Here is a 12,461-nt window from a genome sequence, read left to right as displayed (position 1 = left end):
TACATCCCGGCGAATGCGGGTTGCGCGATGCGCGTCCTACTGTCGCGGAATGAGCACCTCGACCTCGACGCCGACCATCCCCCTCGGCGGCCCGACCCTCCCGCAGGAGCGCCGCGTCGTCACCGCGATCCCCGGACCCCGATCCGAAGAACTGCTGGCCCGCAAGGCCGCCGCCGTGCCGGCAGGTGTCGGTCACACGGTGCCGATCCAGGCCGTCGCCGCGGGCGGCGGAGTCGTCGTCGACGCCGACGGGAACTCGCTCATCGACCTCGGGTCCGGGATCGCCGTCACCTCGGTCGGCAACGCTCATCCCGCCGTCGTCGCCGCGGTGCAGGCCCAGGTGGCGCAGTTCACCCACACGTGCTTCATGATCTCGCCCTACGAGTCGTACGTCGCGGTGGCCGAGGCCCTCAACCGGCTCACCCCCGGTGACCACGAGAAGAAGACCGCGCTGTTCAACTCGGGCGCCGAAGCGGTCGAGAACGCCGTGAAGATCGCACGCAAGGCGACCGGCCGTCAGGCGGTCGTCGCCTTCGACCACGGCTACCACGGCCGGACGAACCTCACGATGGCGCTCACCGCGAAGTCGATGCCCTACAAGAGCGGGTTCGGGCCCTTCGCCCCCGAGGTCTACCGTGCGCCGCTGTCGTACCCGTTCCGCGACGGCCTCTCGGGTCCGGATGCCGCGGCCCGCGCGATCTCGCAGATCGAGAAGCAGATCGGAGCCGACAACCTCGCCGCCGTCGTCATCGAGCCCATTCAGGGCGAGGGCGGCTTCATCGTGCCTGCTGACGGGTTCCTGCCGGCGGTCGCCGACTGGTGCCGCGAGAACGGCGTCGTGTTCATCGCCGACGAGGTGCAGACCGGTTTCGCTCGCACCGGTGCCATGTTCGCCAGCGAGCACTTCGGGATCGTCCCCGACCTCATCACGACGGCGAAGGGGATCGCCGCAGGCCTCCCGCTCGCGGCCGTCACCGGTCGTGCCGACCTCATGGACGCGTCGCATCCCGGCGGCCTCGGCGGCACGTACGGCGGCAACCCCGTCGCCTGCGCGGCGGCGCTCGCGGCGATCGACGCGTTCGAGAACGACGGGCTCGTCGAGCGTGCCCAGCAGATCGGCGCACGCCTCACGGACCGGCTGAACACCCTGCGCGAGACCGACCCCCGCATCGGCGACGTCCGCGGTCTCGGCGCGATGATCGCCGCCGAGTTCGTCGACCCGGCCACCGGCGCCCCGGATGCTGCCCTGACCTCCGCGATCGCGAAGGCCTGCATCGCCGAGGGGGTCATCGTCCTCACGTGCGGCACCTACGGCAACGTCATCCGCTTCCTGCCGCCGCTCTCGATCGGCGACGAGCTGCTCGACGACGGGCTCGACGTCATCGCCGCGGCGCTCGGGCGGGTCTGAGCGTGGCGGCCCCGAGCTCCAGCGGCTGGGAGAACCCGGTCTCGCCCGAGACGTCCGCGGGGCTCGGGGCGGTGACGAAGGCGCGCTCGAACAAGCTGAGGTCGCGCCACGTCACGATGATCACGCTCGGCGGCATCATCGGCGCCAGTCTGTTCGTCGGATCCGGCAACGTGATCCGCACGGTCGGCCCCGCCGCGGTCCTGTCGTACCTGCTGGGCGGCCTGCTGGTCTTCCTCGCGATGCGCATGCTCGGCGAGATGGCCGCCTCGCGGCCGGCGATCGGCTCGTTCATGGAGTACGCCCGCGTCGGGCTGGGCGACTGGGCCGCCTATCTCGTCGGGTGGCTGTACTGGTACTTCTGGGTCGGCGTGCTCGCCTACGAGGCCGTGCTGGGCGGCGAGACGATGCACACCTGGTTCCCCGGCGTCCCCTCCTGGGGATGGTCGCTGATCCTGCTGGCGGTCTTCGTCGGCACGAACGTCATCTCGGTGCGGACCTTCGGCGAGGTCGAGTTCTGGCTCGCCAGCATCAAGGTGCTCGCGATCGTGGTGTTCCTCGGCGCCGGCATCCTCTTCGCGCTCGGACTGTGGCCGCAGGCGACCTTCTCCGTCCCCAACCTGTGGGAGCACGGCGGCTTCGCGCCCCACGGCATCGGCGTCGCCTTCACCGGCGTCGCGCTCGTGATCTTCTCGTACTTCGGCACCGAGATCGCCGTCATGGCGTCGGCCGAGTCCGTCGATCCCGCCAAGGGCATCCGGCAGGCGACGAGCACGATCATCTGGCGCATCCTGCTGTTCTTCGTCGGCTCGGTCCTCGTCATCGTCACCGTCGTCCCGTGGGACGAGCTGCCGGCGCCGACGGATGTCGCGAACGCGCCGTTCACGATCGCGCTGTCGCGGTTCGGCATCCCCGGGGCCGACGTCATCATGCAGCTCGTGATCTTCACGGCCGTCATCTCGGTCCTCAACTCGGGGCTGTACTCGGCGTCGCGGATGTTCTCGGCCCTGGCCGACAAGGGCTTCGCCCCGAGGATCGTCGCGAAGCGTTCGCGCAACGGCGTCCCGGTCATGGCACTGCTGGCGTCGACGATCGGCGGGCTCATCGCGACCCTCGTCAACTTCCTCACTCCGGGCTCGGGCATCTTCGACTTCATCATGAACTCGGCCGGGCTCGTCGCACTCTTCGTCTACGTCTTCATCGCCCTCACCCAGCTGCGTCTGCGTCAGCGGATGACGCCCGAGGAGGTGGCCGCGCTCAAGCTGAAGATGTGGCTGCACCCGTGGCTCAACATCTTCCTCATCGTCGCGATCGCCGCCGTCGTGGTGGTCATGCTCACGACCGAGTCGGGGCGCTCGCAGGTGTGGACGAGTCTCATCGCCACCGGTGTACTACTGGTGTTCTGGCCGCTCGTGCGCCGCAACCTGCGCGCCCGTCGGCTCGACCGGGAGAGTGTCGCCCCGGTCTCGGGTTCTGCCAACGAAGGAGTCGGAAATGACTGAGATCACCCGCGACGTCGCGATCGTCGGAGCCGGCGCAGCCGGACTGACCGCCGCGAACGACCTGAGGAAGGCCGGGCTGTCGGTCGTCGTGCTCGAAGCGCGCGACCGGGTCGGCGGGCGGCTGTGGACGGACGAGATCGACGGCGCCATGCTCGAGCTCGGCGGCCAGTGGGTCTCGCCCGACCAGCACGCCCTGATCGACACGCTCGCCGACCTCGGGCTCGACACGTACACGCGGTACCGCGACGGCGACAGCGTGTACGTCGGCCCGGACGGACAGGCACGGCGCTTCCGCGGCGAGATGTTCCCCGTGGCGCCGGAGACCGAGCGCATCATCGACGAGATCACCGCGCGCCTGGACGCGATGGTCGCCGAGATCGATCCCGATCGCCCGTGGGCGCACGAGAAGGCGGCCGAGTGGGACCGCGTCTCATGGGACGCGTGGTTGCGACAGCAGACCGACGACGACGAGGCGGTGCGCAACCTCGCGTTCGCCACGGGCTCGGCGATGCTCACCAAGCCCACCCACACCTTCTCGCTTCTCCAGTCGCTGCTCATGGCGGCGTCGGCAGGGTCGTACTCGCACCTCGTCGACGCGGACTTCATCCTCGACAAGCGCGTCGTGGGAGGTCTGCAGCAGGTGCCGCTGCGCCTGGCCGAGCGACTCGGCGAGGATGTGCTGCTGGGTCAGCCGGTGCGTTCGATCGAGTACTCCGACTCGGGTGCCGTCGTCCGTGCCGACGAGGTCACCGTGCGTGCGCGTCACGTCGTGCTCGCCCTGGCCCCCGTGCTCTACAACCGCATCTCGTTCTCGCCGCCGCTGCCGCGCCTGAAGCACCAGATGCACCAGCACTTCTCGATGGGCTTCGTCATCAAGGTGCACGCCGTCTACGACCGGCCGTTCTGGCGCGAGCAGGGGTTGTCGGGCACGGCGTTCAGCCCTTACGAGCTGTCGCACGAGGCGTACGACAACACCAACCACGGCGATGAGCGCGGTACTCTCGTCGGCTTCGTCTCCGACCAGAACGCCGACGACCTCTTCCGCCTCTCGGCCGACGAGCGGCGTGAGCGCATCCTCGAGTCGCTGTCGCACTACTACGGACCCGAGGCGAAGAACCCGATCGTCTACTACGAGAGCGACTGGGGCAGCGAGGAGTGGACGCGCGGTGCGTACGCCGCGAGCTTCGACCTCGGCGGCCTGACCCGTTACGGCGCCGAGCAGCTCGAGCTCGTCGCGCCGTTGCACGTCGCGTGCAGCGACCTCGCCGGGCTCGGCTACCAGCACGTCGACGGGGCGATCCGCATGGGCCACCGTGTCGCGGACGAGATCCTCGAAGCAGACCGCGCATGAGCCGCCCGGAGTCCGGCGGCCGCATCGTCGTCGGCTACACCGCGACCAAGGCGGGGCGGGATGCCGTCGCCTTCGCGAGTCGCCTCGCCACGGCATCCGGAGCCGCGCTCCATCTCGTGCTGGTGCTGCCCGCCCAGAAGCCGGGGATCGTGCCGCCCGACGCCGGGTACGAACGGCTGCTGCGCGAGCAGGCCGCCGGCTGGTTGCGCGAGGGCGCTGCCGAGGTGCCCGAGGGGATATCGCACCGTGCCCACGTCCGTTACGGGGAGTCGGTCGCGGCGGGGCTCATCGACACCGCCGACGAGCTCGGCGCCTCGCTCATCGTCGTCGGCGCCGCCGACGGCGGTCATCGCGGGCGGCATCGACTGGGCACGACGACGACCGAGCTCGTGCACTCGTCCGACGTGCCGGTCGCCCTGGTGCCGCGCGGTGCCCGCCGGGTGCCGGCGGAGACCGGCATCACGCGCCTGACGGCGGCGGTGGGGGAGCGCGAGGGCACGGAGCTTCTCGTCGAGGCGACCATCCAGCTCGCCGCGGCCACGTCGGCGCCGGTGCGGCTCCTCTCGCTCGTCGCCCTCGACCTCCCGGCAGGCCTCGACACCGGTGCCATCCGCACCGTCGGAGACAACCACGCGCAGGAGGTCCTCGACGAGGTCCGCTCGGCGCTCCCGCCCGAGGCCGAGGTGACCGCGGTGGTCGCGGCGGGCGACGGCATCGAAGACGCGGTGTCGCACCTCGAATGGGAGGCGGGTGAGGTCGTGATCGTCGGCTCCAGCCGGCTCGCGCAGCCGCGTCGGCTGTTCCTGGGCTCCACGGCCGCACGGATGCTGCGCGTCGTCACCGCCCCCATGATCGTGGTGCCCCGCACCCGCAGCGACCGCGAAGGAGCGAGCGCATGACCCGAGCAGAACAGGCGGGGGTGCCCGCGGGCGACCCCGTCACCGGGGGGATCTCCCGGAAAGGCCTGAGCGCCGGGACGGTCGGCCTGATCGGCGCGGTCGTCATCGGCATCTCCTGCATCGCCCCCGCCTACACGTTCACGGCGGCGGTCGGGCCGACGGCATCCGTCGTCGGCACCCAGGTCCCGGCGATCGTCTTGGTCGGCTTCATTCCGATGCTCCTCGTCGCATTCGGATACCGCGAGCTGAACAACCGCATGCCCGACTCGGGCACGAGCTTCACCTGGGCGACGCGCGCGTTCGGCCCGTGGATCGGGTGGATGGCCGGGTGGGGGCTCGTCGCCGCGACCATCCTCGTGCTCTCGAACCTCGCCGGCGTCGCCGTCGACTTCCTCTTCCTGTTGATCGCGCAGCTCACGGGACAGGAGTCGATCGCCGACCTCGCCTCGGTCGTCTGGATCAACGTGCTCGTGTGCGTCGTGTTCGTCGCAGCGGCCACGTTCATCTCGTACCGCGACATGCAGACCACTCAGAAGCTGCAGTACGGGCTGGTCGCCTTCCAAGTGGTCGTGCTGGTGCTGTTCGCCATCGCGGCGATCGTCGAAGCCGTCTCGGGCAACGCGTTCGACGCCACGGCGTTCGACTGGTCGTGGTTCAACCCGTTCGCGGTGCCGACGTTCAGCGCTTTCGCCGCCGGGCTGTCGCTGTCGATCTTCATCTTCTGGGGATGGGACGTCACCCTGACGATGAACGAGGAGACCAAGGATCCCGAGCGCACGCCGGGCCGAGCGGCCACCATCACGGTCGTCATGATCGTCGCGCTCTACCTGCTGCTCGCGATCGCCATGATCATGTTCGCCGGTGTCGGCACGGGCGAGCTCGGACTCGGCAACGAGGACATCCAGGAGAACGTCTTCTTCCACCTCTCGGGTCCGATCCTCGGTCCGCTCGCGTTCCTGGTCTCGCTCGCCGTGCTCACCAGCTCGGCGTCGTCGCTGCAGTCGACCTTCGTCGGGCCGGCGCGGACGCTGCTCGCGATGGGGCACTACGGCGCCCTCCCCGAGAGCTTCGCGAGAGTGAGCCCCCGGTTCTTCACTCCCGGATACGCCACGATCGTGTCGGCGGTCGTCGCGTCGGGTTTCTACGTCGTGATGCGCATCGTCAGCGAGAACGTGCTGTGGGACACCATCCTCGCCCTCGGCATGATGATCTGCTTCTACTACGGCCTCACGGCGTTCGCCTGCGTCTGGTACTTCCGGCGTCAGTGGTTCGACTCGGTGCGGAACGTCTTCTTCACGTTCCTCTTCCCGCTGATCGGCGGGGCGATCCTCGCGGTGCTGTTCGTGACGACGCTCATCGACACGATGGATCCTGCCTACGGCAGCGGGTCGCAGATCGGCGGCGTGGGCCTCGTGTTCATCCTCGGCGTGGGAGTCATCCTCGTCGGCGTCGTCGTGATGGTGTGGCAGGCCGTGAAGCGCCCCGCGTTCTTCCGGGGCGAGACTTTGACCAAGGATGCGCCGGTCAGCCGGCGCGCGAGAGGAGTGGCGCGATGACGCACGAGAACGAGACACGACTGCTGGCGGGAATCGAGCGCGGCCTCTTCATCGGCGGCGAGTGGGTGGACGCCGAAGGCGGCGCGACGTTCGCCGTCACCGATCCCTCGACCGGTCGCACGCTCATCGAGATCGCCGACGCCTCGCCGGCCGACGGCATCCGAGCCCTCGACGCCGCCGTCGCGGCGCAGGAGGAGTGGGCTGCCACCGCGCCGCGCGTGCGCAGCGACATCCTGCGCCGGGCCTTCGATCTCGTGCAGGAGCGCAAGGAGGACCTCGCGCTGCTGATGACCCTCGAGATGGGCAAGCCGCTCGCCGAGGCGCGCGGCGAGGTCGTCTACGGCGGCGAGTTCCTGCGGTGGTTCAGCGAGGAAGCGGTGCGCATCTCGGGGCGGTACGGCCTGAATCCCGAGGGCACCGGGCGCATGGTCGTCTCGCAGCGCCCCGTCGGCCCGTCGTTCTTCATCACGCCGTGGAATTTCCCCCTCGCGATGGCGACGCGCAAGATCGCTCCGGCGCTCGCGGCCGGCTGCACGGTCGTCGTCAAGCCCGCGGCGCTCACGCCGCTCACGACGACGCTGTTCGTTCAGATCCTGCAGGAGGCAGGCCTCCCGGCGGGTGTCGTGAACGTCGTGAACGCGACGCGTTCGAGCGAGGTCGCAGCGCCCATCATCGCCGACCCGCGGTTGCGCAAGCTGTCGTTCACCGGCTCGACCCCGGTCGGCCGCAAGCTCATCGAACAGGCCGCAGAGGGGGTGCTGCGCGTGTCGATGGAGCTCGGCGGCAACGCGCCCTTCGTCGTGTTCGACGACGCCGACCTGGACAAGGCGGTGGAGGGCGCGATGCTCGCGAAGTTCCGCAACATCGGGCAGGCCTGCACGGCAGCCAACCGCTTCATCGTGCACGAGTCCATCGCCGACGAGTTCGCCGACCGGCTCACCGAACGCGTGTCGGCGATGAAGATCGGTCGCGGAACCGAGGACGGTGTGCAGATCGGGCCGCTCATCGACGAGAGGGCGGTCGCGAAGACCGGTGCGCTCGTCGAGGATGCCGTGGCCCGGGGCGCCACGGTGCGCACCGGCGGATCGGCGATCGACGGCGAGGGGACCTTCTTCGAGCCCACCGTGGTGACCGAGGTCGCCGCGGGCAGCGACATCCTCCGCGAGGAGATCTTCGGACCGGTCCTCGCGATCGCGACCTTCGCGGACGAGGACGAGGCTGTGCGCCTGGCGAATGACACCGAGTACGGGCTCGTCTCGTACGTCTTCACGCGAGACCTCGCGCGCGGGCATCGGATGATCGATCGCCTCGAGACCGGCATGATGGGGCTGAACGTGGGGGTCGTCTCGAACGCGGCGGCCCCGTTCGGCGGTGTGAAGCAGTCGGGCATCGGGCGCGAGGGCGGACTCGAGGGCATCCACGAGTACCTCTCGACGAAGTACACCCTGATCCCCGCCGACTGACGAGACGAAGGAGAACCGATGAGCACGTATGCCGTGACCAACCCCGCCACCGGCGAGACGCTGGCGACGTACGATCCCGCGACCGACGATGACGTCGAGCGCGCCCTGGCCGGCGCGGACGAGGCGTACCGCGCCTGGTCGCGCGTCGTCGCGCCGGCCGAGCGGGCCGACCGGCTGCGCCGAGTCGCGGAGCTGCACCGTGAGCGCCGCGACGAGCTCGCCGCGATCATCGTGCGCGAGATGGGCAAGCCGCTCGCCGCTGCGGAGGGCGAGGTCGATTTCGCCGCCGACATCACCGCGTACTACGCCGACCACATCGACGAGATCACCGGTGACACCCCGATCCCGATCGAGGGGGAGGGCACCGCGGTCATCCGGCGCAGCCCTCTCGGCGTGCTGCTCGGCATCATGCCGTGGAACTTCCCGTACTACCAGGTCGCCCGTTTCGCGGCGCCGAACATCGCGGTCGGGAACACCATCCTGCTCAAGCACGCTCCGCAGTGCCCGGAGTCGGCCGCGGCGATCGACGCGATCTACCGTGACGCGGGTTTTCCCGCCGGTGTGTACACGAACGTGTATCTGAGCAACGAACAGGCCGCGGATGTGATCGCCGACCGTCGCGTGCAGGGGGTATCGGTGACCGGGTCGGAGCGCGCAGGGTCGGCGGTCGCGGAGATCGCCGGACGCAACCTCAAGAAGGTCGCGCTCGAGCTCGGCGGGTCGGACCCGTTCATCCTGCTCTCGACCGACGACCTGGATGCCGCGGTGGCGGCGGCCGCCGAGGCGCGCCTCGACAACGTGGGCCAGTCGTGCAACGGGGCGAAGCGGTTCATCGTGGTCGATGGGCTCTACGACGCGTTCGTCGAGAAGTTCGCCGCTGCACTCGCCGACGCGAAGGTCGGTGACCCGTTCGCCGACGACACGGTCCTCGGGCCGCTGTCGTCGCTCACTGCGGCCGAGCGGCTCGCCGAGCAGGTCGATCGTGCCGTGGCTCAGGGGGCGACGCTCGTGACCGGTGGGCGCCGCGACGGCGCCTTCTACCCGGGCACGGTGCTCACGGGCGTCACACCGGAGATGGATGCCTACCGCGAGGAGTTCTTCGGACCCGTCGGCGTCGTCTACCGCGTGGCCGACGAGACCGAGGCGATCGAGCTCGCCAACGACACACCGTTCGGGCTCGGGTCGTACGTGTTCACGACGGAGCCGGAGCAGGCCGCGCGTGTGGCTGATGCGATCGAGGCGGGCATGGTCTACATCAATCTCGTGCTCGCGGACGAAGCCGGACTGCCGTTCGGCGGAGTCAAGCGCAGCGGCACCTCGCGGGAGCTCGGGCTTCTCGCCGCAGACGAGTTCGTGAACAAGAAGCTCATTCGCACGGGCGCCTGATCCGTCGAGGGGAGCCCGCGGACGAATATGAAGGGCGCGCCGAGCGAATCGGCGCGCCCTTCGTCGTGGATGATCGGGCTCAGGCGTCGAGGAGCGAGCGCACCTCGGCTGCCTCGGCCGGACGGTCGAGGGCTTCGTAGACGTCACCGAGCTCGCCCGCCGCGACCTGGAGCAGTGGCGGGATCTCCGCGGCGCGCTCCATGACCGACCGGTAGAGCGGGACGGCGTCGCCTGCACGCTCGTTCTGGGTGAGGAGCCGAGCGGCGAACAGCTCGGACGCCCCGGCCGAGCCCGCATCGCCGACCTCGGCGAAGGCGTCGGCGGCGTGCAGCGCGGTGGCGACCGCCTCCTCCGCCCGGCCGAGCATCGCGAGCGCCCGCGCCCGCGAGTCGGTGATGTCGGCGACCAGCCACGGGGCGCCGATACCGCTCGCGACCTCCCGCGCCTCGTCGAGGGCCGGAAGCGCCTCCTGCTCGCCGCGAGCGGCCCGGACCTGGCCCTCCGAGTGTCGCGCTTCGGCGAGCAGCCCGGCCTGGTCCGGTTCGCTGCGCGCGATCTCGACCGCCGTCGTGAGGGAGGCGAGGGCGTCGTCGAACTCGCCGAACCGGTGCAGCAGGCGTCCGTGCGACAGCAGCGCGTTCGCCCGCCCTGCCGGAGCCTCGCCTTCGTCGAACAGTTCGGCGGCGAACTCCCACGCACCGACGGCGCGGCCGGGTTCGCCGGCGTCTTCGAAGGCGCGGGCCAGCAGCATGAGCGTCTGGGCACGAGAAGCTGCCGGCTCCTCGCGGTCGGTCTCGTCGGAGTAGACGTTCACGAGCAGCTCAGCGGCCTCGTCGGCGGAGCCGGAAGCGAGCAGCGCCCGCGCGAGGCGGTACTGCACCGCGGTCACGGCGTCGCCGTTCTCGGTCGCGGCGCGCTCGGCGAATCGGTAGCGCGCGACCGCCTCTCCGGGAGCGCCGGCGTCTTCGTTGAGAGCCGCCGCGAGCACATACGCCCCGGCGAGAACGCTGCGCGCGTCGAGCTCGACCAGGATGCGGCAGAGCTCGTCGGCGTCGGCTACGCCGTCGAGGAACCGTTCCTGGCCGCCGCGCATACGGGCGCGCAGCCCGAGCAGCCGAGCACGAGCGCCGGCGCCGAGTGCAGGGTTCTCGAGGGCCGCGGCGATCGTCGCGTCGCAGTCGTCGAAGGCGCCTACGGCTCCCTGGAACGACGCTCGCGCGAGCGCGACGATGCGACGCAGGTCATCGTCGCCGAGCGCGGCCTCGCGGTCGCGGGCGTCGTCGAGGAGCTCGCGCGCCGTCTCCGGGTCGCTCTCGGCGACGGCCATGCCCAGGACGACCTCGACGACCGCGTAGAGGCGGGGCGGCAGGCTGTCGCCGTCGGCGAGGATCGCGCGAAGCGTCTCGACGTCATCGGGAGCGCCGCGCCCGAAGAGCGCGAGGCCGGCGCGTTCCTCGACGTGCGCCTCTGCGTCACGTCCCGCGGCCCGCAGGGCGTCCAGGCGGTCCCGCAGGGCACCCTCGGCCCCGTCGAGGTCGTCACGGGCGACGAGAGCCGCGATGCGGGCCGAGTGGAGCTTGGCACGCTGGTCGAGGGCCGCGCCTGGGAGCGCGGCATTCGCCGCATCGAGGGCCTCCGAGGCCCCGTAGTCGCCGAGGTCGATTGCGCGCTGGACGAGTTCCTCGGCAGAGCGCGCGGGCACGGGGGCGACACGGGGGAGCAGCGGCTCGGTGCTCAGCGGGAGCGTATGACGCTCCTGTCCGACGGCCCAGGCTCGATCGAGACGGCGCCGGTGGCCGTCGGTGCCGTCGCGGTGGTCGAATTCGCCGGCGATCCGCTCGGCCTGGGAACGCATGACGTCCGCGAGTTCGGCAGCGCGCCATGGTCCGTCGTGGTCGCCGAAGAAGGCGCGGAGCCGGTCGGAGTCGGCGCCGCGCACGATGGTATCGGCGTGGCCGGCCGCGCTGACGGCCTCGAGCGCGATCGCGAAAGCGGTGAGCGCGGAGAGGTGACCGTCGACGCCCAGGGCGTCGTGGGCGAGCCAGTCGAGGTGACGCTCGACGAGCGAGAGTGCGCGTGCCTCGTTGCCGGTGATCGCGCAGAAGACGATGTTGTCGGCGACGATGGCGAGGTTGTCGGCGTTGTCCTTGGCGAGTCGGTAGCTGCGCAGGTGTGCGAGACGCGCCTTGTCGTACTCGCCCGCGTGCAGGTAGGGGACGAGCGACCGCGCGAGGGCGTGCTCGGGCTCTTCACCGCACGAGAAGTCACCCTCGACGAGTTCTTCGACGAGACGGATGGCCTCGTCTTCACGATCCGTGTCGATCAGGTAGCCGGCGATGACGCTGCGAACGCAGGCCTCGCAATGGCTGTGGCTGTCTCGGGGCGTGGTCTCGAGCCGGGTGCGCAGCTGTTCGGCTTCGTCGAGGCGGCCGGCCATCCACGCGGTCTCGAAGCGCGCCATGAGCACGCCGCTCTGACCGAGTCCGGCCGCGCGGTAGTGGCTCTCCATGTCGTCGAGCACGGCGGAGATCTGCTCGCGGTCGAAGGCGGGGGATGCGGCCAGACTGTCGGCCATCCACTTGAACTGCCACATCAGGTCGGCTGTCTCGTCGCCGAGGTCGGCCGGGAAGCGTTCGGGGTCGCCGTCGTGCTTGCCGAGGCACCAGGCGAACGACGTCAGCATGGCCTCGGTGTCGCCGCTCATGCAGGCGGACGAGGTCAGCCGCATCCGGGCGCGGTACTCCATCGGCTCGTCGCCCGCGTCTACGGCGAGGGCGATCGCCTCGTTGATGAGGGCTCGTTCTTCGACGCCGACCGGGGTGCGGTCGATCTGCTCGAACAGTTCGAGGATACGGTCGCTGCTCATGCTGTCCTTTCGGGGGGTCCAGGAGAGGTGCGC

Annotated in this window: 8 protein-coding genes; 7 read left to right on the top strand and 1 reads right to left on the bottom strand. The window is 70.3% G+C overall.

The annotated features are described in order from the left end of the window. Window positions 1-49 precede the first annotated feature (49 nt). The 7 genes from gabT to DEU36_RS05400 are packed head-to-tail and all read left to right on the top strand — an operon-like array spanning window position 50 to window position 9,562. The gene (gene gabT / locus DEU36_RS05430; RefSeq protein ID WP_183045299.1) at window positions 50-1,408 is read left to right on the top strand and encodes a 4-aminobutyrate--2-oxoglutarate transaminase; all 1,359 of its coding nucleotides are present in this window, start codon (window positions 50-52) and stop codon (window positions 1,406-1,408) included. A 2-nt stretch (window positions 1,409-1,410) separates the two neighbouring features. Continuing rightward, window positions 1,411-2,907: an amino acid permease gene (locus DEU36_RS05425; RefSeq protein ID WP_120263256.1), complete on the top strand. Its 1,497-nt coding sequence runs from the start codon at window positions 1,411-1,413 to the stop codon at window positions 2,905-2,907. After that, on the top strand, window positions 2,900-4,258 hold the full coding sequence (locus tag DEU36_RS05420; protein ID WP_120263255.1) for an NAD(P)/FAD-dependent oxidoreductase: 1,359 nt from the start codon (window positions 2,900-2,902) through the stop codon (window positions 4,256-4,258). Before DEU36_RS05425 ends, DEU36_RS05420 begins: the two co-directional genes overlap by 8 nt. Beyond that, a complete protein-coding gene (locus DEU36_RS05415) occupies window positions 4,255-5,157 on the top strand; it encodes a universal stress protein (protein ID WP_120263254.1) in 903 nt (300 codons plus the stop codon). The genes DEU36_RS05420 and DEU36_RS05415 overlap by 4 nt, the downstream gene beginning before the upstream one ends. Next, window positions 5,154-6,713: an APC family permease gene (locus tag DEU36_RS05410; RefSeq protein WP_120263253.1), complete on the top strand. Its 1,560-nt coding sequence runs from the start codon at window positions 5,154-5,156 to the stop codon at window positions 6,711-6,713. The genes DEU36_RS05415 and DEU36_RS05410 overlap by 4 nt, the downstream gene beginning before the upstream one ends. Next, window positions 6,710-8,176, top strand: a complete 1,467-nt coding sequence (locus DEU36_RS05405; protein WP_120263252.1) for an NAD-dependent succinate-semialdehyde dehydrogenase — start codon at window positions 6,710-6,712, stop codon at window positions 8,174-8,176. The genes DEU36_RS05410 and DEU36_RS05405 overlap by 4 nt, the downstream gene beginning before the upstream one ends. Before the next feature lie 18 nt (window positions 8,177-8,194). Further along, on the top strand, window positions 8,195-9,562 hold the full coding sequence (locus DEU36_RS05400; RefSeq protein ID WP_120263251.1) for an NAD-dependent succinate-semialdehyde dehydrogenase: 1,368 nt from the start codon (window positions 8,195-8,197) through the stop codon (window positions 9,560-9,562). 79 nt (window positions 9,563-9,641) lie between these two features. Here the strand turns inward: DEU36_RS05400 and DEU36_RS05395 are convergent, their stop codons facing one another. Beyond that, window positions 9,642-12,428 carry a hypothetical protein gene (locus DEU36_RS05395; protein ID WP_120263250.1) on the bottom strand — a complete coding sequence of 929 codons (2,787 nt, stop codon included), beginning with the start codon at window positions 12,426-12,428 and terminating at the stop codon, window positions 9,642-9,644. Window positions 12,429-12,461: the final 33 nt, after the last annotated feature.

This window comes from Microbacterium sp. AG238, assembly GCF_003610405.1.
Classification (GTDB): Bacteria; Actinomycetota; Actinomycetes; order Actinomycetales; family Microbacteriaceae; genus Microbacterium.
This window is presented reverse-complemented; position numbering and strand designations above follow the sequence as displayed.